We start from the raw sequence: 24,889 nt of genomic DNA, 5'->3' as shown, positions 1-24,889 counted from the left end.
GGGGAGCAGACGCCGATGACGACGTCGAGGTAGGCCAGGTGGGGTCCATCCCCGCGTGCGCGGGGAGCAGCTGATCGCCGGGCGCACCCGTCGGCGGGACAGGGGTCCATCCCCGCGTGCGCGGGGAGCAGACCGGGGTGTTCCTCGGGGTGGGGGCTCCGATGGGTCCATCCCCGCGTGCGCGGGGAGCAGAACACCGCCTATGTCGGCGCCGGGTCGATCCGGGGTCCATCCCCGCGTGCGCGGGGAGCAGACCCCCTGGATCGCGCTGATCGTGCCCGCGCTGGGTCCATCCCCGCGTGCGCGGGGAGCAGCGCCACGACGGCAAGATCAACGACCCGGCGGCGGGTCCATCCCCGCGTGCGCGGGGAGCAGCTGCTCAATCTGCTCATCGATCGTGTGGTCGTAGGTCCATCCCCGCGTGCGCGGGGAGCAGTCGGCCTGCAGCTTGGCCATCCGGTAGCTATGGGGTCCATCCCCGCGTGCGCGGGGAGCAGCCCTCAGGGGTGGTCTGAGGGGTCTCAGTCCCGGGTCCATCCCCGCGTGCGCGGGGAGCAGGACGCCGCCGACCTGGAGGGCGCCCTGCCGACGGGTCCATCCCCGCGTGCGCGGGGAGCAGGAGGGCAGCGAGATCGCGTCGATCATGGTGCAGGGTCCATCCCCGCGTGCGCGGGGAGCAGGCCGACGCCCTCGCCCCGTTCGCCCGGCAGATGGGTCCATCCCCGCGTGCGCGGGGAGCAGCACTGAGAACGGCACTAGCGGTACCGATCTTCGGGTCCATCCCCGCGTGCGCGGGGAGCAGCCGCGCACGCGTGGCGGAGAAGACCGGCCTTGGGGTCCATCCCCGCGTGCGCGGGGAGCAGGGCCCTACATCGACCGGGAGAACGGCATCCGCAGGTCCATCCCCGCGTGCGCGGGGAGCAGTGGTCGAGGTCCAGGCAGATCAAGCCGTCCCCGGGTCCATCCCCGCGTGCGCGGGGAGCAGGTCGGCGGCAGGAGGGGGTCCATGACCGCACCGGGTCCATCCCCGCGTGCGCGGGGAGCAGTCGGCGACCAGCTCGTCAGGGGAGAGCCCGCCGGGTCCATCCCCGCGTGCGCGGGGAGCAGCGCTTGACGTAGACCTCGATGCTGCGGGCGACGGGTCCATCCCCGCGTGCGCGGGGAGCAGCGATGGGGTCCATCTCGGGGACCAGGTCGCCGTGGGTCCATCCCCGCGTGCGCGGGGAGCAGTCCGCCGCCGTCGGCACCGGGCGCGCTCGTCTGGGGTCCATCCCCGCGTGCGCGGGGAGCAGACCGCCCTGGAGCAGGCCCGGGCGGCCGGCAGGGGTCCATCCCCGCGTGCGCGGGGAGCAGCCCGGCGGCGGTCCGGCCGGCCTCGGCGAACTCGGTCCATCCCCGCGTGCGCGGGGAGCAGTCTCGTTGACCTGGGGCGATTCACCGATCAAGCGCTTGTTTTCAACAACTTCGACCATCGGACCCACGTCGGCAACCTACCTGCTCCCCGCCCCGGCCTTCCCGCTAATCGCCGATCAGGATCACCGCCGGATCCTCGAAAGAGGTCCAGCCGCTCAGTTCCACCTTCTCCGGGTCGGCGCCTCTCGGGAGGTCGAAGGGGATCTTCCCCTCCGCCGTGCTCCCCGGGTTGACCTCCTCGAACAGGGTGCCGCCCTCCTCCGCCAGCACGCTCGCCGACTCGTCGGCCGAGTACTCCCTGCCCTCGGTGTCGATCACCCGGGCATCGGTCGATGCGAAGTACTCCGGCTCGTTCCCGGTGTTCCGCGCCTCCACCGACACCACGACGTACCGCCCCTCCGGCTCGGACGAGAACGGAGGCTCCCCGAACGTGTCCACACCGTCCTCGACCCGCGTCACCGTGAACTCGAACCCGCCCGACGTGGCGGGCTCGCCGATGCCAACCGGACCGCCGTCCGCCCCCGACACGCCGCCGCCGTCGGCCAACCGGTTCACCAGTACCGAGCAGCCCACCACGACCAGGATCGCCAGAACCGCCAGCACCGCGCACCCGATGCCGATGATCTTCCCCCACGGCGTCTGCTTCCCCTGCCCCTGGGGCGGGTACGGCGCGTATCCGCCTCCCGGAGGCGGGTATCCACCCCCTGGAGGCACACCGCCACCAGGTGGAGGCGGCCCCTGTCCTGGAGGCGCTGCGCCGGGCGGAGGTCCTCCCCACCCGCCCGGCGGCGGCCCTCCCTGCGGAGGCCCGCCGGGAGGCGCGCCTCCCGGGGGCGGAGCCCCGCCCGGCGGCGGCCCCGCGTTCATGGGCCCCGGCGGCACCTGTCCCCCGGTCGGGTACCCGCCGTAGGGTCCTGGGCCGGGCCCAGGTCCAGGGCCCGACCCCCCTTGTCCCGGTTGTCCCGGCGGCTCACCGGCGGAAGGCGGAGGTCCATACCCCGGAGGACCGGTTGCTCCGCCGGGCGCGCCCTGGCCGTCGGCGCCGCCACCTGGAGCATTCGCGCCGCTGACGGCCCCTCCTTCCGGGCCGTATGCGCCGGGCTCGCCGTAAGCGGGGGCGAACCTCGGCCCGCTGCGCTCCCCCGGCGGCGGACCACCGGTCGGCCCGTCGGCCGCCCCTCCGGCCCCATGGGCACCACCCGGAGGGGTTCCTGGAGAAGGCGGCGGCGAGGGGGCCTGCGCGGGTCCGCTCTCCTCGGGCGCGGGCTCCGGCGCCCCCGGTGCAGGGCCGAAGGAGTCAGGGGAATCGAACGCACCACCGGCCGGCGCCTCGTGGCCGCCGTAGTCCTCGCCTCGATCGCCGCCCACAGCGCGTCCGGCAGGTCCTTCCGTCCCAGCAGGTCCGACCGGCCCGACAGGCTCATCCGCCTCGGCCGTCCCATCCGACCCCGCGGCCTCGCCCGCATCCTCGTGCGGAGGCGCCGCGTCGTCGGGCCACGACCCCCGGCCGCTCGCCCCGTCACCCTCCTCGGGCGGGTACCCGCCCGCGTCCGGATCCCTCTCCGTCATCGCCTCGCCCCCGCTCGCAGGGCGGTCCGGGGCTCGGCTCCCCTCGGACCGCCATCGCATCGGACGCGAGAAGTGCTACCCGGAGTGACGGAAGTGGCAAACTCCACTCACTGTGCGTATTGGGCAAACTGGTCCGGAACGGCAAAGCCCCGCGCACGCCCCACCACGCGTCAGGAGGCGGGCACCGGCTGCTTCCGCCGCGCCCACAGCGCCAGCACGACCACCGGAAGGACGAACACCCCCGCGAACGCGTTCAACCCGCCGAACCCGACCACGGCCAGCAGCACCCCCGACATCGCTCCCGCCGTCGCCCCGCCCAGGTTCATCGCCAGGTCGGTCACCCCCTGGGCTCCCGGACGCCGCTCGGCCGGCAGGGACTCGGCGAGCATCGCCGACGAGGCCACCAGCCCCAACGACCACCCCAGTCCCAGCAGCACCAGCCCTGCCATCACCACCGGCTCGCGGTGGTCGGACGCGCCCGCCACCACCACGGCCACGACCAGGACCGCCTGCCCCGCGATCAGCGTGGGGACCCGGCCGATCCGGTCCGACAGCCACCCCACCAGCGGCGACAGCGCGTACATCCCGGCGATGTGCATGCTGATCGTCACCCCGATCACGGTGAGCGCCGCCCCGCCGTGGGACATGTGCACGGGCGTCATCGTCATCACCGCCACCATCACCGTGTGCGAGGCGACCGTTCCGACGAGGGCGAGCAGCGCGCGCGGCGTGCGGACGATCAGGCGCAACGACTCCAGCGGCGGCTCCTTGCCCGCGCCCGCCGCCGTGTTCCCGCCGACCTCGCGCGCCACGAGCAGGGGGTCGGGGCGCAGCAGCGCGAACGTCAGCGCACCGGCGAGGAGGAACGCCGTGCTGGAGAAGAGCAGCGGCCCGAGCAGCGGCTCCAGGCCGAGCGGACGGGCCACCGCCGCCCCGGGGCCGGTCAGGTTGGGCCCCGCGACCGCGCCCACCGTCGTCGCCCAGACGACGAGCGACAGGTCGCGCCCGCGCGTCGCGTCGGCGGCGAGGTCGGCGGCGGCGTGCCGGGCCTGCAGGTTGGTGGCGGTTCCGGCGCCGTACAGGGCCATGCCCGCCAGGAAGACCGGGAACAGCCCGGCCTGGGTGCCCCCGATGGCGACACCGCCGCCCACGGCCGCGATCAACCACCCGGTGCCGAGGCCGGGGCGCCGCCCTCGGCGCGCCGCCAGTCCGGCGAGCGGGAGGGCGAAGACCGCTGCTCCGAGGGTGATGGTGGTGGTGGCCATGCCCGCCCAGCTCTGCGAGCCGGTGAGGTCCTCGGCGATGAGGCCGCCCACGGACAGCGCCGCGCCGACGCCGAGACCGCCGATCACCTGGATCGTCACCAGGACGCCGACGGCCCGGCGCTGGATCCGCGCGGGATCGTGCCCACTCCCGGCCAGGGGCCGCCCGCCGCCGGTCGCCTCCTCGGCCGTCGTCATCGCCCGTCCACCGCCGCTCCCCTCTCCCGGGCGCGCCCGCCGCCGTCGGCCCGCGCGCTCATCGTCGGATGACCGGGGCAATGCTATGCGGGGCGGGTGACTGTCTGAAGAGGCGGCCCGGACGGAGCCCGGTGGCGTGATGCGGCTTTCAAGAGCCCATGGCCGCCGAGGCGGGCGGGGCGCCAGATGCGGATTCGGAGGCGGGCATGGTCCGTCGCGAGACCACGACGACCGCGCCGACCGGGATAGGCTCCACTCACGGGGGCGCCCGAGCACCCGACGGCCACCCACCCCGTGAACGCCGTCGAGGGCGGAACGACGGGACAGCATCCACGGCGCCGCAGGCACCCCGGTCACCGATCCACTGTGGGAGGGCCGCACACCGAACCGTCCGGGAACAGTGCGGCAGCCGGGGCACCGAGCGTGGCGAAAGGGCCGCTTCAGAGGCGCGAACGTGGTCGGAGCACCACCTTGAACGCCCCGGGACCGCCCACGCCCCCTGGTGCCGCGCCCTCACCGAGCGGGCCGCCCTGCCTGCCTTCCGCCGTACCTCCACCTCAGGAAGTCGTACTCGCGCTCGGTCTTGCGCATCTCCCCGTAGAGGGCCTCGGGGTCGGTCGCGTGCACGACCGCTCCCCCGGGCGGGACGGGCCAGCGCGCGAAAGCCCAGTAGCGGCGGGTGTAGGCGCCCCACACCACGACCCACGCGCCCTGCTTCTGCCACTCGATGTGAGCGGCCACACGCCTGCGGTCCTCGTCCTCATCCTCCATCGCAGAGGACGCCATACCCGCACGCATGACGGGCGAAAGGGCCGATAGTGGACGGCCCGCCCCTCTGGACACCGGGCGCGCTCCCGGTGTCGGGACCGGTTCCGCTACCGGCGTTCACAGGCGCCCGGCGGCGCCCGCCCGAATGGAGCGGACGCCGCCGGGATACAGGCGAGATGCGCCGGGTGGGCGGTCGCTCCCCGGGGCCGCCGAAAGGACCGCCGCGAAGTCCGCCTCCGCCCGGCCTGTCGGGCAACGGCCGGACCAGAGCCCTGCCGTCAGCGGACGCCCGCGGCCTGCCTGCCGGAGATCTGCTCGGAGCCCGGAACCGGCTCGGCCGGGTCCTCCCCCAGCTCGATGATGCGGTTCTGCCGGTCGACGTGCACGATGCTGGGCGTGTGCCGCCCGCACTCGGCCTCGTCCACCTGGGCGTACCCCATGATGATCACCAGGTGCCCCGGCTTGACCAGGTGCGCCGCCGCGCCGTTGATGCCGATCACACCGCTGCCGCGCTCGCCGGTGATGGCGTAGGTCACCAGCCGCTCGCCGTTGTCGATGTCGACCACGTGCACCTGCTCGCCGTCGACGAGGTCGGCCGCCTCCAGGAGGTCGGCGTCGATGGTGATCGACCCGACGTAGTGCAGGTCGGCCTGGGTCACCGTGGCGCGGTGGATCTTGCCGTTGATGAGGGTGCGCTGCACGTTCTCGGTCCTCGTTTCGCGTTCTCGCCGTCTACAGGCCTCGGAGAGGTCCCGTGCGGCTCCCATGATGGCGTGCCCGCTCGACCACGGAGAACGCGGGGGTCCGCCCAGGTGTTCCCGGCCGGCGGGGACGGCCCCGGAGGGGAACGCACCCCCGACCGGACCGACCGGTCGACGGGGAGAGGGGGCGGACGGGCTCCCCCGCCCCGCCCCACCCCACCCGCCGGCCGGCTCAGTCGTCGTGGTGGTCGTGGTTGGCCGTGCCCTTGCGCCAGTACCCGTCCACCACCGACGTGGAGTTGCGCACGAACCCCATCTCCTTCAGCCGGCGCCGAACCGGCTTGAGCGAGTCCGCCTCGCCGCCGAACCAGGCGAAGCCGGTCCCCTCCGGCAGCGTGAAGTCCGCGAGGGCCCGGTCGAGCAGGTCGGTGGCGCCCGGCGCCGCGCCGTCCCGGTGCAGCCAGGTGATGTGGGCCCGTTCCGGCGCGTCGAGGTAGCGCTCCTCCTGCGCGTCGGAGACCTCCAGGAACGCGAAGACGCGGGCGTCCCGGGGCAGGTCCTCCAGGCGGCGGGCCACCGCGGGCAGCGCCGTCTCGTCGGCGCCCAGCAGGTGGTAGTCGTAGCCGTGGTCGATGTGCAGGGTGCCGCGCGGCCCGAGGACCCCCAGCTCGTCGCCGGGGCGGGCGGACATGGCCCAGCGCCCGGCGGGCCCGTGCTCGTGGGCGACGAAGTCGAGCACCAGCTCGGCCGCCGACGGGTCGTAGCGCCGCACCGTGTAGTCCCGGTACGTCAGCCCGGGGGCGCGCATGTTCCACCGCCCCTGCTCGTCCATGTCGGGCAGGCGCGGCGTGCGCTCGCCCTCCCCGGGCAGGAACACCTTCACGTGGTCGTCGAAGTTGTCCGTGCGGAACCCGTCCAGCTCCTCGCCGGTCAGCACCACGCGGATCATGCGCGGGGTGACCCGGTCGACCTCGCTGACCCGGAGGGTGCGCGGCTGCAGCGGGTACCACTCCAGCCGGGGCTCGGTGAGCGCGGCGGTCATGCGGCCTTCTCCTTCTCTGGCTCGGGTGGGGTGCGGGGCGGCGGGACCCCGGCTCCGGCCGGGTGGGCCCGGCGCAGCCCGGGGAAGGCCCCGGCGATGGCGGCGGTCAGCACCGCGGTGGCGGCGCCGCCCGCGAGCACGGCGGCTCCGGGGCCGACGGCGGCGGCGAGCGCGCCGAGCACGACCCCGCCCAGCGACCCGCCGACGGTGTTCTGTGCGGTCCAGACGCTGTTGACCCGCCCCCGCAGCGCGTCCGGGGTGTGCGACTGCAGCAGGGCGAAGCGCAGGATCTCCTCGATGATCTCGGCGAAGCCCAGGGCGACCAGGGCCAGCACCGCCGCGGCGAGCGCGGTGGAGGCGCCGAGCCCGGCGGCCGCCGCCCCGCACAGGGCGACCGCCGCCAGCAGCACCGCCCCGGCGCGGCGCAGGTGCGCGGTCCACCCGCTGGTCAGCGAGGCGGCGACGGCGCCGGCGGCCGAGGCCGAGTAGAGCAGCCCCGCCGTCTGCTCCCCGCCGCCGAGCACGCGGTCGGTGAGCTCGGGGATGAGCACGTAGGGGGTGGCGAACAGCAGCTGCACGAAGCCGAGCAGCAGGATGGGCCCGACGACGCGGTCGCGGACCGCGAAGCGCAGGCCCTCGGCGATGGCGGCCAGCGGGGAGGGCGCGGCGTCGGCCCCGGCGCCGGCGCCGGGCTCGGGCGCCATCGCGGGCAGGCGGGCCACCATCAGGGTCGTCACGGCGGAGGCGGCGGCCGTGATGCCGTAGACGAGGGGGGAGCCCAGCAGCGCGATGAGCGCGCCCCCGGCGGCGGGGGCGACGACGCTGCCGAGCTTTCCGGTGAGCGCCAGCAGCGCCCCGGCGGCGGGGAGCCGGTCGCGCGGGAGCAGCCCGGGGACCGCCGCCTGCAGCGCGACCTGGCTGAAGGTGCCCAGGAAGCCGTTGACGGCCGCGCACAGCACGATCGCCGCCAGGGCGGCCGTGCCGTCGAGCCACAGGGCGCCCAGCGCCAGTCCGGTGAAGGCGACCGTCGCGGCGAGGCGGCCGGTGACGATGAGGCCGCGCCGGGGGCGGCGGTCGGCCAGCACGCCGGCGACCAGCGTGCCGCCGAGCACGGAGACCCCGTTGACGGCGTTGACCAGCGCCACCATGGCCGACGACCCGGTCAGGCCGTAGACCTGGAGGGGGAGCGCGACGAGCGCGAACCCCAGCCCGAAGACGGACAGGGTGCGCGCGGCGAAGACGTTCCGGAAGGGGCGGCTGACCTTGAGGGGGGTGAGGTCGATGGCCGCGCGGCCCACTGCCCGGCGCAGCCGGGGGCCGCGCGCGCTCACGCCGCGCCGGTGGCCCCGGCGCCTTCCATCGCCTCGCGCAGGCTGCGGGGCCGCAGGTCGGTCCAGTTGGCCTCGATGTGCTCGAGGGCGGAGGTGCGGTCGGCGGGCCCGTAGACGGTGGTCCAGCCCGCGGGGACCTCGGCGAACTCCGGCCACAGGGAGTACTGGTCCTCGTCGTTGACGAGCACCAGGAAGGTGCCCTCGGGGTCGTCGAAGGGGTTGGTCATGGTCCGGTCCTCGATGGTTCGGTGTCCACAGTGCACGGGGCGTGCCCGCCCACGGGCCACCCTCCCGCACTTCCACTGTTTAGGCAAGCCTTGCCTTAGAGTTTTGTGTGTGGCCTGCGCCGCGGGACGCCCGGCGGAGCGCGGGACGGCGACGGTCGGCACCCGGTGCACCGACGCCCCCGACCGCCGGGCGATCGGTCGAAGAAGCCGCCCCCCGCTCCCCTGCTCGGCACACGCGGCGCCGACGGCGTCAGCCGGCCCCCGGAGCGAGGGGTTCCGGGAGCAGCGGGGTCGGGCCATAGCGGGCCAGCACCAGATCGCGCGTGGCCTCGGCGAGCCTGCGCGCCTTCGCCGGGTCGAACGTCGACAGCGACAGGTCGACCGGCCTCCCCCGGTCGACCGCCGTCAGCGAACGCGCGGGCGGATCGTCGACGGCGGCGACCACGGGCGCGGCCGCCTCCTGCGGGGATCTGGCCGCGACCCGCCCCGCCGCGGCGATCACCGCCCGCACCGGCCGCGGGAGCGCCGCCAGGCCGCCCGCCGTCCGGGTGAACCCCGGGTGGTAGAGCAGGACGTGGGCCCTGCTGCTCGGCGCGTCGGCCATCGACCGCCCCAGCAGGTCGTTCGCCCGGCCCGCCTGGAGCTGGGCGCGGATCGGCCCGTACCCGCGCTCCAGGTTCAGGTCGTCGAAGCGGACCGCGCCCGCGGTGAGCCCCGCACCGGCGATGTTCACCACGACCGGGGCCGGGGCGGCGTCGAACGCGGCCCGCAGGCCGTGCCCGAGCAGGTAGCGGCTGAGGTAGTACAGCGCGAAGGTCGCCTCCAGCCCGTCGGCGGTCACCGTTCGCCTCGGGTGCTGCCGGTTGGCGCACAGCACCAGCGCGTCGACGGCCGGGCACCGCTCGCGCACTTCGGCCACCACGCGCTCGTTCTCCGCGATCGAGGAGAGGTCGGCCCGGATGAACCGGAGGCGGTCCCCCGCCCCGAGCGCCGCGGCCTCCTCGGCCAGGCGCCGCCCCTTCTCCGGGGCGCTGCCGATCGCGACGACGGTGTCGCCCCTGCCGAGCCGGGCCAGGACCGCCGCGCGGCCCATTCCGTCCGTTCCGCCTTGGACCACCACGGTCGTCATCGGTCGCCGCCTCCTCAGGGGGTTCGCTTTCAGGCACGGGCATGCGCCGGGGACGCGGGCGCGCCTCCGGCGGGCGTTGCCCGCACCCCTTCCACTGGTGCATATTCCTCCATGACGAAGCCGCTGAGAAGGAGGCACATTGATGTCCGCTACCGACGGCGGGGTTCCCACCGCGCTCTCGGCGGACCTCGGTCTTCCCATCACCGAGGACGAGCACCAGGACTGCCCGGCCACCGACGTCCTCCGCAGAATCGGCGACAAATGGAGCGTCCTGGTGGTCGCGATACTGGGGCGCGGCCCCCGCCGCTACAACGAACTGCACCGGAGCATCAAGGAGATCAGCCAGCGCATGCTCACCCGAACACTGCGCGGCCTGGAAAGGGACGGACTGGTTTCGCGCACCGTCCACCCCACTGTTCCGGCGACGGTGGAATACGCGCTCACCGACCTTGGGAGATCACTCCTCCTTCCGCTTTCCACGATCACGGACTGGGCGCTGGAGAATCGAAAGGAGATCGACGAGGCGCGGAGCCTCCACGACCGGTCGCAGGGAGGGTCTCGGATATGAAAAAGGCTCGGCGGGGCGCTCTCCCACCCCGCCGGATTCCTTTTTCCGCGGCCTACTCAGAGGAATCCGGGAACGGCTTTCCATCGTGCTCCCCCGGCCGTCCGCCGTCCTCCCTCAGGCCGCGCAGGCCCGGCTCCGCCACGGCGGTGGCCGCGACCACCGCCGTGCAGACCGACCCCGCCGCCACCAGGGCCGCGGCCGGGCCCAGCAGGCCCGCCAGTGCCCCCATCAGCGACACGCCCAGCGACCCGCCGACCGTGGCCTGGGCCAGCCACACGCCGCTCACCCTCCCCCGCAGCTCGTCGGGGGTGCGGGACTGGACGAGGGCGTAGCGCAGGATCTCCTCCAGCGCTTGGCCGCACCCCAGGAGGAGCAGCGCCGTCAGCGCCAGGGGCACCGACCGGCTCAGCCCCAGGCAGGCCGCCGCCGCGCCGCACAGCCCCACCGCCGCGCACACGACCGCCCCCGGCCGCGGGACGCGCCCGGTCCACCCGCTGGTGAGCGAGGCCGCGATGGCCCCTGCCGCCGGAGCCGCGTAGAGCAGCCCCGCCTCGCGGGGCCCAGCGCCCAGCACCGTGTCGGTGAACTCGGGGATCAGCACCAGGGGCATGGCCAGCAGGGCCTGGGAGAAGCCCAGGACCATGAGCGGCCGCACCACCGGGTCCCGCACCGCGAACAGGGCTCCGCCGAGGGCCCGGCCGATGCCGCCGCCGGGGCCCCCTCCCCGGTCGGGACGCGCACGGGGCAGGAACAGCGAGGCGGCGATCGCGACGAGGGCGATCACCGCGGTGCCCGCGAACCCGGCGCCCACCCCGAACGCCGCCACCACCAGACCGCCGAGCGCGGGCGTGGCCACCGCGCCGACCTGCGCGGTGAGCGCGAACAGGGCACCGGCGGCGGGGAGACGGGCGGCCCCGACGAGGGCCGGGACCATGGACTGCTGGGCGATCAGGCCGGTCGTGCCCACGCACCCGCTGACCGCCGCCCCGAGGTAGATCGGTTCGAGCCGGGCGCCGCCGGGGAGCACGGTGTTCGCGGCGAAGAGGGAGACCACGACCGCCTCGGCGACGGCTCCGGCCAGCACCAGGCGGCGCCGGTCGACCCGGTCGGCGAGTGGGCCGCCGACCAGCGTCCCGGTGAAGCTGGAGAGCCCGTTGACGACGCTGACGCTGGCGACGAGCACGGAGGAGCCGGTCAGCGCGTACACCTGCAGGGGAAGGGCCACCATCCGGTACCCGCCGCCGAGCAGGGAGACCAGGCGGACCGCGAAGAGCACCCGGAACCCGCCGGGCGTGCGCAGGGGGCTCAGGTCCATCGCGATTGAAGAGGCGGTCACCGGCGGCCCCCGGCCCGGCCTCCGGTCGGCGCAGGGGGTGTGCGGCCGTGCGCGACCGTCCGTCGCCGCCGCGGACGGACCTCCCGCCGGTGCCCGGAGTGCTTCTCGGCCAGGGCTCCGGGGGCGGGGCCGCCCGGGAGAGGCGTGCCTGCGGAGAGGAGGTCGGCGCGCAGAGCGCTCCCCACGACCGGTCCCCGGAGGCGGTCGCGGCGCTGCCGGGGGCGGTGCCGGGGCAGGCGTGACGGCCGGGCCTTCGACCGTGGGCTCAGCGGGGCACGGAGCACGCGGCTCCCTTCACTCCTCCCCATGGTCCCCTTCGGGTCGGTCGGCGAAGAACAGGGCCGCCTTCTTGTGCGGAAGGTCGACCTCGCCCCCGAAGCGCAGGCCCGCCCGTTCGGCGGCCTTGCGCGCCGCGGTGTTCGCGGCGTCGGGTTCGATGAGCATCCTCCGGCAGTCGGTGTCGGCGGCGAACACCCCCGCCCCCACCGCCGCGAAGACACGCGCACCGAGACCGCGCCCGGTGTCCTCCCGCTCCCCGATGGCGATGTGCAGGCCGACGTCGTGCGGCTCGGAGCGGTAGCACTCCCCCACCACGTCGCGGGCCGCGCGGTACAGCTCGATGTAGGCGACGTCCCGGCCGTCCTCGGACACCAGGACGGGGCGGGAGAAGGTCCCCGAGCACTGCCCGGCGATCTCCTCGGCCCAGCGCTCCCTGCTCCAGGCCCGCTCGAAGAAGCGCTCCACGTGCGGGCGGTTCATCCACGTGTGCAGCGTTTCCAGGTCCGCGCCCTCGGGGCGGGCGACGCGCAGCGCGAAGGGTCCGGCCGACGCGGGGACGGGCGGCGGCCCGGCGGCGAGGGTGTCGGGGCCCACGGGGATCTCCCGCGGTGAGCGCCAGGGGGCTCGGGTGCTGTCGGGCACCGTCAGGTCACCTCCGTTGTCAGGCGCGGCGGTCCGCCGCGCACGTGCGCCCGCCCCGGCGCCCTGGGCGGGGGCGAGGCGGGCTGCGGTAAAAGGACCGGTCCCGGTCCTTGGTCGGTCCGGCGGAGCCGGTGGGCTGTGGGCCCACCGGAGGGGCCGACCGCTCCGTCGCTCCAGGGGACGCCACCCTTGCAGCGGGGTCCCTCCGGTCCTGCGGCGGAGAAGCCGACGCGCTTCCCCTCGGGTCGCGTCCGCCCGAATCCCCGATGATCTCGGGAAAAAGGACGCTACAAGCGAGGTTTTAGCGTCGTTTCTCCCGAGATCAACGATTGGAGGGCGCCGGGCCGACCGCGCTGGCATGGTCCGAGGGAAATGACACCGCTCCAACGGATGCGGCCCTTGACCGGCGGCCACGGTCGCCGAAAGCTCCACCACTCCAGCGGACACCCCCTTGAGGCGGCTTGTTGGGTGCGGCGTTCCCGGTTCCATCTCCGGTCGCAGGGTCCGGCGGCGCCGTTCCGAGCGGCCACCCCGAGCACTCCGAGCGGGCGTTCCGGGCGGGACCGGCGAGGGCCGGCCGGCACCGGCAGAGGTGAACCGACGCAGTTCCCCGCCGGTGCCGGCGGCCCGGCTCACAGCTGCTTGAGCACCCGCTCCTCCAGCTCGTCGAAGACCAGCAGCCCCGTCGTGTAGCTCATGGCGCCCACGTACGGCACCGGGTAGACGCGGTCCTCCTCGGCCGGGGTCGTCTCGTCCCACGGCCCCTGGTCCATGATCTTCTGGACCTCGGCCTCCGGGTCGCCGTTCTCCTCGGCCCGCACGATGACCGCGTCGTAGCCGTTCAGCCGGTCCAGCTCCTCCGGCGACAGGTTCTCGCTGAAGGCTCCGTCCTCGGCCTCCTCAGTGAACTCCAGCCCCGCGTCGGCGAGCACGTTCGGGCCGTGCGCCTCGCGGTGCTCCAGCACCCAGGTGCCGTCGCCCCAGGCGGCGACGGACGCGAAGGTCGTCCCCTCCAGCTCGTCGGCGTAGGTCCGGGACAGCTCCTCCGCGCGGGCGTCGTACTCCTCGATCAGCTCGGCGTGGGCGTCGGCCACCCCCGCCGCGTCGGCGATGCGCCGGCCGGTCTCCTTCCACTGGACCGGGGCGTCCATGGCCGCGACCGCGACCGGGGCGACCTGCTCCAGCTCGGAGTAGTCGAAGTCCATCGCCGAGGCCAGTCCGGACACGATCAGGTCCGGCTCCAGCTCGGCGACCTTCTCCACGTCGATCTCCAGGTCGGTGCCGACCGACGGCAGGGACGCGGCCTTCTCCCGCTCCTCCGGGGTCAGGCTGGTGTCCTGGGTGCCGCGGGAGACGCCCACCAGCTCGGCCTCCTCCACCGAGATCAGTGCGGGGACCGCCCAGCCGATGGCGACGATGCGCTCGGGGGACTCGGGGATCTCCACCTCGCCGTCGGTGTGGTCGCTGGCGAAGGCGCGGGTGGCGGTGTTCGGGCCGTCCGCCGCGTCCGTTCCGCTTGCGCAGGCGGCCGTCGCCAGGGCGAGGACCGCGGCGGCGGCACCGGTGGCCAGACGCCTGGCCAGGGTCAGGGGATGTGCGGTTGCGGCGCGTCCCTCCATGGTTCTCCTGCTCCGTTCCGAAGTCGTGGGGTCCACCTAGATAGGCGAGGCTAACCTTACTGCTCAGCGGTCCGTCCGCAATGCCCGGGGGAGGCCCGATTCGCGATCGTGACCGTGCTCGCGGGAGGCGGCCGCGGCCCGGACGAGCCCGTCGGACAGGGCCCGGCCGACCGCCTCCCGCCCGTCCCCGTCGAGCATCCGCAGGTGGGGGGCGGGAACCTCGGCGGTCGCCAGCGGACCGGCGGTGAAGCCCTTCCACGCCTCGACCGCCCCGGCCGGGGTGTCCGCGGCGGTGAGCAGCAGGACCGGACCGGTGTAGCGCGGCGCCCGCGGATCGGGGCCGGCCTGGAGCAGCCCGGCGGCGAGCCGGTGGTTGGCGGCGAGCGGGTCGTCGGCGTCGGCGGGACCGTCGGCCCCGGGCACGCCGTCGTCGCCCCGGAGCCCCGCACCCCCCGGAAGCGGGGCGTCCAGCAGGGCCACCAGGCCGACCTCCTCGCCCCCGGCCTCGAGCAGGCCCGCCATCGCGTGGGCCACCGCCCCGCCGAACGACCATCCGGCCAGGTGGTAGGGGCCCATCGGGCGCACCGTGCGGATCCGCTCCACGTAGGCGCGGGCCAGCTCCTCCACCGACCCGGGCCGTCCGCCGCCGACCGCCGTCGCCAGGTCCGGCGACTCGATCCCGATGAGCGGCCGCTCCGGCGGGAGGTGGTCGCGCAGCCCGGCGAAGGGCAGCGCCATCCCGCCCGAGGGGTGGACGCAGAACAGGGGCTCCTCCCCCGCCCCCGCGCGCAGCGTGACCACGCCCTGCGGGGCGCCGCCGCGCTCCCGCAGGAACTCGGCCAGGGATGCCGGGGTCGGGTGGGCGAACAGGTCCGACACCGCGGGCGCCCGCCCCGTCTCCGCCGCGATCCGCGAGCGCAGCCGCACCAGCAGCATCGAGTGCCCGCCGGACGCGAAGAAGTCGTCGTCGGCGCCGATCCCGTCGGCGCCCAGCACCTCGGCGAACAGCGCGCACATCACGGCCTCGGCGCCGTCCCGGGGCGGTCGGCCCGGCGCGGGGGCCGAGGCGGCGTCGGGCACCGGCAGGGCGTCCCGGTCGAGCTTGCCGTGCGCGGTCAGCGGCAGCGCGTCGAGCGCCACGTAGGCCGCCGGGAGCATGTAGTCGGGCAGCCGCTCGGCCAGGTGCGCCCGCAGCCCGCTCGCCTCCGGGGCGCCCTCCCCCGGCGCGGGCACGACGTAGGCGGCGATGCGCCGGTCGCCGTCGACCGGCTCCCAGGTGTCGACGGCGGCCGCCGCGACGCGGTCGTGCGCCTCCAGCGCGGCGGCGATCTCCCCCAGCTCGATGCGGAAGCCCCGCACCTTCACCTGCCCGTCGGACCGGCCGATGTAGTCGACGGCCCCGTCCGGCAGGCGCCGCACCAGGTCGCCGGTGCGGTACATGCGGGCGCCCGGCCCACCGGACGGGTCGGCGACGAACCGCTCGGCACTGGTTTTGGGGCGGCCCAGATAGCCGCGGGCCACCCCGGCCCCGGCCAGGTACAGCTCCCCGACCACGCCCGGCGGCACCGGGCGCAGCCGCGCGTCCAGCACGTAGGCGCGGGTGTTGGCGGTGGGGTGCCCGATCACCGGCCGCTCCCCGTCGGCCAGCCGCGCGGACAGCGCGTCGACCGTGGCCTCGGTGGGGCCGTACAGGTTGTGCACCTCGGTGCCGGGCAGGGTGCGCAGCCGCGCCCACAGGGTCCGGGGCACCGCCTCGCCGCCGACGCCCATGGTGAGCGGGTGGGCGCGGGAGCCGTCCGCGCCGGGGCGGTCGAGCCCGGCGGCCAGGAGCTGCACCGCGTGCGAGGGGGCGACCTCGACGAAGTCGATCCGCTCGGCGCGCAGCCGCCGCACCAGCAGCTCGGGGTCGTGCATCTCCTCCTCGGTGGCGATGTGCAGGGCGTGGCCGTCCAGCAGCCACAGCTGCGGCTGCCAGGAGGCGTCGAAGGCGAACGACCAGGAGTGGGCCACGCGGAGGCGGTCCCGTCCGGCGCGGCGGCGGGTGGGCAGGTAGAGGGTCTCTCGGTGGCTGGCGAACAGGTTGGCGATGCTGCGGTGCTCGACCTGCACGCCCTTCGGGCGGCCGGTGGAGCCGGAGGTGTAGATGGTGTAGGCGGCGCAGGCGGGGGTGAGCGGCGCCGTCCGGTCGGCGTCGGCGGGGTCGGTGGCGGGACGGCCGGAGGCCGTGTCCGGGCGGAGGACGAGAAGCGAGGTCGGACGGTCGTGCCCGGCGGGAGCGGACCGGTCGCCATCGGGGGCCGAGGGGCCGCCGCCGGTGCTCCCGGCCTCCGCGCTCATGGGCGTGGTCGCGGGGGCGGTGGCGGGGTGTGCCGGTCGCGGCCTGCGGACTCCGTCGCTTCCGTTGCGCGGACCTGCGGTGGCGGCGGCCCCCGCCACCGCCTCCCCGGGGTGGGCCCCCTCGACGAAGGACAGGGCGTCCGCTCCCGCTCCGGACTGTGCCGACGGGCCGCCCTGGGCCTGCTCCAGCAGGGCGGACGACCGCTCCTCCAGTTCCGGGGCGGTGATCAGCAGGGCCGGGGCCGCGTCCTCCAGCATTCCGGCGATGCGGCCGTCCGGGTAGGCCGGATCGATCGGCAGGTACGCCGCGCCGGACTTGAGGACGGCCAGGATCGCCGCGAGCGTGTCGGCCGAGCGCGGCAGGAGGAGCGCCACGAGGCGCTCGGGCCCCGCCCCGCGGGCGATGAGCTCGTGGGCGAGCCGGTTCGCGCGCGCGTTGAGCTCGCCGAAGGTCCACTCCTGCCCCGCGCAGGCCACCGCCGGAGCGTCCGGCCCGGCGGCCGCCTGCCGCTCGAACAGCTCCGGCAGGGTCACCGGTCCGGCGGGCACGGCGGGCCCGGACGCGGCCTCGGCCGCCGCCCGCTCCTCCTCCGGGGCCATCAGCCCGAGCGTGCTCAGCGGCGTGTCCGGCGCCGAGGCGACCGTGTCCAGCAGCCGCTCCAGGCGGAGCAGCACGTTGCGGGCGGTGTCCGGGTCGAACAGGTCGGTCGCGTACACCAGGGCGCACTCCAGCCCGCCGCCGTCGGTGCCGTCGGTGCCGTCGGCGGAACCGGCGCCCCGGTCGGCGAACTCGAAGGCCAGGTCGAACTTGGCCGCGTCGGCGCGCACCGGCCGCCGGGCCACCCGCAGCCCCTCCATCTCCGGCGGGGTCGGGCCGCCGTTCTGGTAGGCCACCATGACCTGGAACAGGGGGTGGCGGCTCATCGACCGGGCGGGGTTGAGCAGCTCCACCAGCCGCTCGAAGGGGAGGGAGTCGTGTTCGAACGCCTCCAGGTCGGTGTCGCGCACGCGGGTGAGCAGCTCGCGGAAGGCGGGGTCGCCGGAGGTGTCGGTGCGCAGCACCAGCGTGTTGACGAAGAAGCCCACCATCTCGTCCAAGGCGGCGTCGTCGCGCCCGGCGACCGGGGTGCCGAGAGGGACGTCGGTGCCCGCGCCCAGGCGGGTGAGCAGCGCCGCGACGGCCGCCTGCAGCACCATGAACACGCTCACGTCCGCCGAGCGCGCGAGCGTGCGCAGGCGGGCCTCCAGATCGGCGCCGAGCACCGTGCCGACCGAGCCGCCTGCACCGCGCGCGACGGCGGGGCGCGGCCGGTCGGTGGGCAGCGGCAGCTCCTCGGGGAGGCCGCGCAGGCGCTCCCGCCAGTAGGCGGCCTGGCGGGCGGCCTCGCTGTCGGGGTCGTCCTCGGCGCCGAGGACGGCGCGCTGGTGGAGGCCGTGGTCGGCGTAGCGGACGGGCAGCGGCGTCCAGGAGGGGGCGCGCCCGGAGCGGCGGCGCTCGGTGTAGGCGCGGCCCAGGTCGCGCAGCAGCGGGCGGGCCGACCACCCGTCGGCGGCGATGTGGTGGACGACCAGCAGCAGGACGTGGTCGTCGGGGCCGACGCGGAAGAGGCGGGCGCGCAGCGGCGGCTCGTCCTCCAGGCGGAACCCGGCGGCGGCCTCGGCGCCGAGCGCCGCGTCCAGGCCGTCGGCGGCGACGCCGGTGACGGGCAGGGCGGGCCTGCCCTCCTCGGGGGCGAGGATGCGCTGGTAGGGGACGCCGTCGTCCTCGGGGAAGACGGTGCGCAGCGTCTCGTGCCGGTCGGTGAGGTCGCCGAGGGCGCCCCGGAGGGCGTCGGTGTCCAGGCCGCCGGTGAGGCGGGCGCAGAAGGGGATGTTGTAGGTGGCCGACGGCCCGTCTAGGCGGTGCAGGAACCACATGCGCTGCTGGGCGTAGGACAGGGGCGGGCGCTCGGGCAGCTCGGCGCGGCGCAGGGCGGGGCGCGCCCGGTCCCCGCCGAGGCGGCGCGCGAGCCCGGCGACGGTCGGCGCGTCGAAGACCGTGCGCAGGGGGACCTCGCGGCCCAGGGCGCCGCGGATGCGGGCCACGAGGCGGCCCGCGAGCAGGGAGTGCCCGCCCAGGGCGAAGAAGTCGTCGTCGATGCCGACCTCGGGCACCCCGAGCACGTCGGCGAACAGGTCGCAGAGGAGCTGCTCGCCGGGGTCGCGGGCGGGCCGCCGCACGGCGAGGGCGGCGAAGTCGGGCGCGGGCAGGGCGGAGCGGTCCACCTTGCCGTTGGGCAGGACGGGCAGGGCGTCCATGGGCACGATCGCCGCCGGGACCATGGCGGGAGGCAGGATGCCGCCGAGCCGCGCCCGGACCGCAGCGGGGTCGAGGACGGCCGCGCCGCCGCCGAGGTCGTCGGCCGGGACGGCGTAGCCGACCAGCATCGGCGACCCCGAGTCGTCGTGGTGGACGGTCACGGCAGCGGCGGCGGCCTCCGGCAGCGCCGCCAGTGCGGCCTCGGCCTCCTCCGGCTCCACGCGAAAGCCGCGGATCTTGACCTGGTTGTCGGTGCGGCCCAGGAACTCCAGGAGCCCCTCGCCGTTCCACCGCACCAGGTCACCGGTGCGGTACATGCGCGCGCCGGGCTCGGCGGCGCACGGGTCGGCGATGAACCTCCCGGCCGTCAGCCCCGGCCGGTTCAGGTACCCGCGGGCCAGCACCCGCGCCCCGCCCGGACCGGGCTCCTCGGCCAGGTACAGCTCCCCCGGCACACCCGGGGGCACCGGACGCAGCCCGCCGTCGAGCACCCGGGCGCGCACCCCCGGGTCGGGGCGGCCGATGGGCACCCGCTCCTCCGCGAAGTCCGGCGGGCACACCCCGATCGTCGCGTTGACGATGCCCTCGGTGGGCCCATAGCAGTTGAACATCGGCCCGCGGGCGGCGAACCGGCGCACCAGCGCGGGCGGGACCGCCTCGGTCCCGGCGAGCACGGTCATCCCCGGGGGCAGGTCGGCGCCCTCGGGCATCGCCGACAGCAGGGCCGGCGGCAGGGCGGCGTGCGTGACGGCGCGCTCGCGCAGGAAGTCGGCCAGCGGCGGGCCGGGCACCCGCAGGTCGTCGGGGACGACCACCAGGCGGCCGCCGCCGAGCAGGCCGATGCACATCTCCCAGAACGCCACGTCGAACGCGGGCGACCCCACCTGGGTGATCACCGCGCCGGGCCCGGCGCCGATCCGCCGGTCGGCCGTGGCGGCGAGCTTGGCGATCCCGGCGTGCGGGACGACGACTCCTTTCGGCGTCCCGGTGGAGCCCGAGGTGTAGATGACGTAGGCGGCGTTGGCGGGGGTCAGCGGGGCGGCCCGGTCGGCGTCGGCCACCGGTTCCGGGGAGGCGTCGGCGACCTCGGCGGCGTCGTGGCCGTCGGGCACCAGCACCGGCGCACCGGTCAGGGCGCCGACCCGCCCCGCCAGGTCGCCGCAGGCCAGCACGCACACGGGGGCGGCGTCGCCGAGCATGGTGGCCCACCGCTCGTCGGGGTGGGCCGGGTCCAGCGCCATGTAGGCCGACCCGGAGGCCATGACCGCCGCCAGGGCGATGATCAGTTCGGGCGAGCGCGGCACGGCCACGGCGACCGTGCGCTCGGGCCCGGCCCCGCGGGCGATGAGCGCCCGCGCGAGGCGGTTGGCCCGGTCGCGCACCTCGGCGGCCGTGTATGCGGTGTCCCGCCCGGCGGCGTCCCGCCCCTCCAGCACGGGCGCCTCGGGCGCGGCGGCGACACGGCGCTCGAACAGGTCGGGGAAGGTGGCGGCGGGCACGTCGACCGGGCCTCCGGTGGACAGGGCCGCCAGGCGCTCCCGCTCCTCCCCGCCGGGCAGGGCCAGGCCCGCGACCGGGGCGTCGGGGGCGTCGGCGACGGCCGCGAGCAGCCCCGCCATCCAGCCGCCGATGCGTTCGGCGAGACCCGCGGGGACGCGGTCCGGCCGGTGCCCGAACTTCAGGCGCAGTCCGCCGTCGGGGGCGCCGCCGGGGATCGCGGCGGCCGACAGCGGGTAGTGGGTGGCGTCGGCGGCCCCGCGCACGCGCGCGCTCAGCCCGGGGACGTCCTGGGCCGGGTCGGCGCCTTCCAGCGGGTAGTTCTCGACGACCAGGAGGGTGTCGAACAGCTCGCCGCCCCCGGCCGCGGTCTGGATGTCGGCCAGGCCGAGGTGGTCGTGGTCCATCAGCCGCGCGCGCTCGTCGCGCAGTCGGGTGAGCAGCCCGGCTGTGGTCTCGCCGGGCCGCAGGGCCACACGCACCGGAACGGTGTTGATGAACAGGCCGATCATGGCGTCGGCGCCGTGGAGCTCGGGCGGGCGGCCGGAGACGGCGGTGCCGAAGACGACGTCGTCGCGGTCGAGCAGTCGCGCGAGGAGGAGTCCCCAGGCCGCTTGGAGGACGGTGCTGGGGGTGACGCCGCGCTCGCGGGCCAGCGCCTCGACGCGCCGGGTCAGGTCGCCGGGCAGGTCGACGGTCACGCCGCGCGGCGCGTCGGCGTCGGCGGCATCGGGGCCGGAGGCGGCGGTGTCGGCCCGCCGCTCGGCCGGTGCCGCCTCGGTGACCCTGGTCGGCCCGGACACCCCGTCGAGCGCCTCGGCCCAGGCCTTCTGGGCGGCGGCCGTGTCGCGGGAGCCGAGCCAGGCCAGGTAGTGGCGGTAGGGGGCGGGCTTGGGCAGGGACGCGGGGCCGTCGGCGGCGTAGATGCGCATCAGGTCGCGCACCAGCAGCGGCAGGGACCACCCGTCGAGGAGGATGTGGTGGTGCGTCAGGACCAGGACGTGGCGGTCGGGGGCGGTTCGGGCGAGCACGAACCGGATGAGCGGCGGCCGCGCGAGGTCGAAGCGGGCCGCCCGCTCGGCCTCCAGGAGCGCCGGGACGGCGTCCTCGGCGGTCTCGGTGAACCGCCAGGAGGCGGGGACGGACGCGCCGACGAGGGCGGCGGGCTGCCCGTTGCGGCGGCGGCGGAACGCCGACCGCAGGTGCGGGTGGCGCACCAGGAGCGCGTCGGCGGCCCGGTGCAGCCGTTCGGCGTCCAGGGGGCCGTCGAGGTCGAGGGCGACCTGCACGTTGTAGGCGTCGGCGGCGCCGTCGCCGAGCCCGCTGTGGAACAGCAGCCCCTCCTGGAGGGGGGTCAGCGGAAGGATGTCCTCCAGCCCGGATGCGCTGCTCACTCGTGTCCGCCTTTCTCAAGCGTGTGTCGTGCCGGGTCCGCGTGGGCGGACCGGAAGTTCGGTGCGAGGGGGAGGGGGTCCACAGGCCGCATCAGGCGGCCCCGGCCCGGATTCCGGGGGCGGGGCGCGCCCGTTCGTCCTCCCGGGTGGGTGAGCCCGCCCTCTCGCGCCGTCTCCGAAGGGTGCGGGGCGCTGGCGGCGGGACCAGCCCGGCGGGGATCCCCATCTCCGGCAGGGGGCGGACCGCTGGAGGCCGGTCGTGTCCGCTGGAGTGGTGTTCATTTCCCTTGGACCAGTCCGGCACGGTCGGCCCGGCCCCTCCCGTCGTTGATCTCGGGGGGAACGACGCTGAAACCGCGCTTGCGGCGTCGTTTTCCCCGAGATCATCGGGGGCCCGGGGCGGAGGTGTGCGCACCGGCGGGACGCCGGTCAGGGCGCTCACGGCGGGCCGGTCCTGCCCCAAGCGCCGTGCCGACCGCGCTGACCTGGTCCGATGGAAAAGACACCACTCCAACGGACGCGACCTTCGGCCAGAAGCCGGGTGCTCGTCGGCCACCGCTGCGACGGATCCCCGGGGCGCCGCTTCGGTCGGACCCGCCAGTGCCTCCAGCACTGTCGCGCCCGCCGGTGCCGTGGTCACGACGCCTCCCGACACCGCCATCGCCACCGGTGCCGGGAGCCGATCGCCGGAGGCGTCACCCCGCCTGGAGACGGCCGCCCTGGAGCAGGCGCCCGCGCTGCGGACCGCCGCCGGGCCGGTCGGGCGCCCCGGTTCGGTTCCGCTCAAAGGTCCCACTCCGCTTCGAACGCGTCGATCTCGGACTGGTCCAGGCCCTCGAAGGCCATGTCGGACGGGGTCGCCCCACCGGCGTCCGGGGTTCGGGCGTGGTTCGCCAGCCCTGTGAGCTGGGCCGTCCACTCCTCGGCCAGTGCGCGCACCTCTTCCTCGGTGAACAGGTGCTCCGGCCAGGCGAACGTCGCCGTCAGCTCGGCGCCGCCGTCGCCCCCGCGCGTGGAGGCGACCACCTCGAACGCGTACCGCACGGGCGCGTCCGGGTCGGCACCCGGCGGCAGCGCCCCGGTCTCCGGCGCGGGCCCCCACGCCTGGGCCTCCGGGGCGGGTGCGATGCGCCCGAGGTTGTTGAACAGCACCTGCGGCCGCGCTCCTCCCGCGAGCGCCGCCCCGTCCCCGGACAGGTACCGCAGCAGGCCGTAGCCCGCCCCGCTGCCCGGGACCGAGCGCAGCTGCTCCTTCACCGCCTTCAGCGCCTGGCCCGCCTCCGGCCCGCCCGCGCGCACCCGTTCCGGGTCGACGCCCGGCTCCAGGCGCACCGGGTGTACGGCGGTGAACCAGCCGACGGTCCCCGACGTGTCCAGACCGCCCGCGTCCTCCGGGTCGCGCCCGTGCCGCTCCATGTCGATCAGGAGCGGCGGCTGCGGTGCGGCGCCCGCCCGGTCGCCCCTCCACCGGGCGAAGGCCAGGGCCAGCGCCGTGAGCAGGGCGTCGTCCGGACCCGCGTTGTACAGCGCCGGGAGTCCGCCCAGCACCTCCCCGGTGTCGGCGGCGCCGAGCCGGACCGTCGTCCGCCGCACCGTGGCGGCGGTGTCGCGCTTCGGGTCCGGTGCGGGTTCGGGGATGTCGACGGGTGCGGTGATCCTCTGCCAGTCGGCGAGCTCGGCGTGGCGCTCGGGGGCCCCGGCACCGGCCGCCATCCGGTGGGCCCACGTCTCGAAGGTCGCCGGGGGCGCGGGGAGCACGGGGGTCTTCTCCTCGGCGCCGGCCCACGCGGCGGCGAGGTCGCGGCGCAGGACGCCCCAGGAGACACCGTCCACGGCCAGGTGGTGGACGACCAGCACCAAGCGCCCCGGGCGTGGGCCCCGGTCCAGCCACACGGCCCTGAGCACCGACCCGTCCCCGGGCGAGAGGCGGGACTGCGCCCCACGCGCCTCTTCGGCGGCGACGGCGGCCAGGGCGTCGCCCTCGAGGCCGGACGCGTCCCGGCGGTGGAGGAGGTCCGAGGCGCGGACGTCCTCCGGGGCGGCGACCACCAGGCGGGGAAGGCCCCCCACGGCCTCGGCCGAACCGGTGTCGGGATCGGAGCCGCCTCGGGGGGTCCGTGTGCGGAAGGTGCTGCTCTCGGCCCCCGTGTCCGTGACACCATCGGGCGCACCCGCGTCGGAGGCCGATGGCCGTGCCTCCGGAGAGGCGGGATCCGTGCTGTGGACCTCGCCGTGGACCTCGTGGTCGCCATCGGCCCCGGCTCGGTCAGGAGCCCCCACGGTGCCGCCCGCAGGGCCCTCGGCCGCGTGCCCGTCCGCCGTGGCGCCGACCACCGCCCGCGCCCGCAGCACCGGATGGGCGTCGATGACGGCCTGCAGCGTCCGCTCGATCCGGGCGGCGTCGGCCTCCGGCGGGGTGTGCAGCACCATCGACTGGCTGAACCGGGCGAACGGCCCGCCCTGCTCCAGCATCCAGTGCATCACCGGTGTGAACGGCACCTCGCCGGTGTCGTCCGCGCCCCCGTCCCCCGCGCCGCCGTCGGGCACGGTCCGGCCGGCGACCGCCGCGAGCCCGGCGGGCGTCTGCTCGGTGACCACGTCGGCGGGCGTCAGCGCGATCCCGCGCCCCCGTGCCCGGCCGACCAGGGCGATGGCCTGGATGCTGTCGCCGCCGAGCGCGAAGAAGCCGTCGTCGGCGCCGACCGACTCCAGCCCCAGCACCTCGGTGAACAGCGCGCACAGCGCCTCTTCGGCCGCGTCGGCGGGCGCCCTCCCGGCCCCGGCTCCGGTGCCGAGCGGTTCCGGGGCGGGCAGCGCCGTGCGGTCCAGCTTGCCGTTCGGGCTGAGCGGAAGCCCGTCCACGACCATGACCTGCGAAGGCACCATGTACTCCGGCAGAGCCGACCGGAGCCCGGCACGAAGCTCCTCCGGGTCGGGCCCCGCCCCCGGGCGCGGGACGGCGTACCCGGCGATGCGCGGCGCCCCGGAGGCGCCGCCGTGTACGGCCGCGGCCGCGGCGGCCACCCCGGGCAGGCGGGCCAGCGCCGCCTCGATCTCGCCCAGCTCGATGCGCAGCCCCCGGATCTTCACCTGGAAGTCGGTGCGCCCCAGGTACTCGATGCCGCCGGGGCCGCGCCGCACCAGGTCGCCGGTGCGGTACATGCGCTCGCCGGGGTCCCCGAAGGGGCAGGCCACGAACCGGTCCGCCGACAGGTCCGGCCGCCCGGCGTACCCGCGCGCCAACTGCGCCCCCGCCAGGTACAGCTCACCCGGAACAC

The 24,889-nt window shown here is 76.1% G+C and carries 15 protein-coding genes and 1 CRISPR repeat array (1 of these 16 cut by a window edge); of the genes, 2 read left to right on the top strand and 13 right to left on the bottom strand.

The genetic code is table 11. The annotated features are described in order from the left end of the window. Positions 1-1,414: a CRISPR direct-repeat array (repeat unit 29 nt; unit sequence GGGTCCATCCCCGCGTGCGCGGGGAGCAG); it reaches 203 nt to the left of the window's first position. Positions 1,415-1,518: 104 nt separating this feature from the next. The 8 genes from O4U47_RS09835 to O4U47_RS09800 all read right to left on the bottom strand — a co-directional run bounded on the left by O4U47_RS09835 (position 1,519) and on the right by O4U47_RS09800 (position 9,640). Beyond that, entirely contained in the window at positions 1,519-2,127 is a 609-nt protein-coding gene (locus tag O4U47_RS09835; protein ID WP_270677401.1) for a DUF4352 domain-containing protein, read from the bottom strand. Positions 2,128-3,152: 1,025 nt separating this feature from the next. Continuing rightward, complete coding sequence (locus O4U47_RS09830; RefSeq protein WP_270677400.1) at positions 3,153-4,442, bottom strand: MFS transporter; 1,290 nt, start codon at positions 4,440-4,442, stop codon at positions 3,153-3,155. Between the two features lie 513 nt (positions 4,443-4,955). Beyond that, positions 4,956-5,213 (bottom strand): hypothetical protein, encoded by a 258-nt coding sequence (locus tag O4U47_RS09825; RefSeq protein ID WP_270677399.1) that lies wholly within the window; start codon positions 5,211-5,213, stop codon positions 4,956-4,958. Positions 5,214-5,488: 275 nt separating this feature from the next. After that, positions 5,489-5,911 carry an aspartate 1-decarboxylase gene (panD, locus tag O4U47_RS09820; RefSeq protein ID WP_270677398.1) on the bottom strand — a complete coding sequence of 141 codons (423 nt, stop codon included), beginning with the start codon at positions 5,909-5,911 and terminating at the stop codon, positions 5,489-5,491. 232 nt (positions 5,912-6,143) lie between these two features. Next, the gene (locus tag O4U47_RS09815) at positions 6,144-6,953 is read right to left on the bottom strand and encodes a siderophore-interacting protein (protein WP_270677397.1); all 810 of its coding nucleotides are present in this window, start codon (positions 6,951-6,953) and stop codon (positions 6,144-6,146) included. Beyond that, entirely contained in the window at positions 6,950-8,284 is a 1,335-nt protein-coding gene (entS, locus tag O4U47_RS09810) for an enterobactin transporter EntS (RefSeq protein ID WP_270677396.1), read from the bottom strand. Before entS ends, O4U47_RS09815 begins: the two co-directional genes overlap by 4 nt. Further along, positions 8,281-8,511, bottom strand: coding sequence for an MbtH family protein (locus O4U47_RS09805; protein ID WP_017557660.1), 231 nt, complete (start codon positions 8,509-8,511; stop codon positions 8,281-8,283). Before O4U47_RS09805 ends, entS begins: the two co-directional genes overlap by 4 nt. Before the next feature lie 250 nt (positions 8,512-8,761). Next, entirely contained in the window at positions 8,762-9,640 is an 879-nt protein-coding gene (locus O4U47_RS09800) for an SDR family NAD(P)-dependent oxidoreductase (RefSeq protein WP_270677395.1), read from the bottom strand. A 142-nt stretch (positions 9,641-9,782) separates the two neighbouring features. Here O4U47_RS09800 and O4U47_RS09795 point away from each other — a divergent pair, with 142 nt between their 5' ends. Then, a complete protein-coding gene (locus tag O4U47_RS09795) occupies positions 9,783-10,208 on the top strand; it encodes a winged helix-turn-helix transcriptional regulator (protein WP_270677393.1) in 426 nt (141 codons plus the stop codon). A 52-nt stretch (positions 10,209-10,260) separates the two neighbouring features. On the opposite strand, the gene O4U47_RS09790 is transcribed toward O4U47_RS09795, so the two are convergent. Beyond that, positions 10,261-11,523, bottom strand: a complete 1,263-nt coding sequence (locus tag O4U47_RS09790; protein WP_270677392.1) for an MFS transporter — start codon at positions 11,521-11,523, stop codon at positions 10,261-10,263. 110 nt (positions 11,524-11,633) lie between these two features. Here O4U47_RS09790 and O4U47_RS09785 point away from each other — a divergent pair, with 110 nt between their 5' ends. Beyond that, positions 11,634-11,786: a hypothetical protein gene (locus tag O4U47_RS09785; RefSeq protein ID WP_270677391.1), complete on the top strand. Its 153-nt coding sequence runs from the start codon at positions 11,634-11,636 to the stop codon at positions 11,784-11,786. Positions 11,787-11,838: 52 nt separating this feature from the next. Here O4U47_RS09785 and O4U47_RS09780 read toward each other — a convergent pair whose 3' ends face one another. From O4U47_RS09780 to O4U47_RS09765, 4 genes are all read right to left on the bottom strand, one after another. Then, on the bottom strand, positions 11,839-12,465 hold the full coding sequence (locus O4U47_RS09780; RefSeq protein WP_270677390.1) for a GNAT family N-acetyltransferase: 627 nt from the start codon (positions 12,463-12,465) through the stop codon (positions 11,839-11,841). Between the two features lie 632 nt (positions 12,466-13,097). Further along, positions 13,098-14,084 (bottom strand): ABC transporter substrate-binding protein, encoded by a 987-nt coding sequence (locus O4U47_RS09775; protein ID WP_270677389.1) that lies wholly within the window; start codon positions 14,082-14,084, stop codon positions 13,098-13,100. A 63-nt stretch (positions 14,085-14,147) separates the two neighbouring features. Next, positions 14,148-21,611: a non-ribosomal peptide synthetase gene (locus O4U47_RS09770; protein WP_270677387.1), complete on the bottom strand. Its 7,464-nt coding sequence runs from the start codon at positions 21,609-21,611 to the stop codon at positions 14,148-14,150. 783 nt (positions 21,612-22,394) lie between these two features. Next, a partial coding sequence (locus tag O4U47_RS09765) for a condensation domain-containing protein (protein WP_270677385.1) occupies positions 22,395-24,889 on the bottom strand: 2,495 nt, incomplete at its 5' end.

The sequence above is a fragment of the Nocardiopsis suaedae genome (genome assembly GCF_027706745.1).
Lineage (GTDB): Bacteria > Actinomycetota > Actinomycetes > Streptosporangiales > Streptosporangiaceae > Nocardiopsis_A > Nocardiopsis_A suaedae.
The sequence above is the reverse complement of the archived record's forward strand: the minus strand, read 5'-3'. Positions and strand labels throughout refer to the sequence as shown.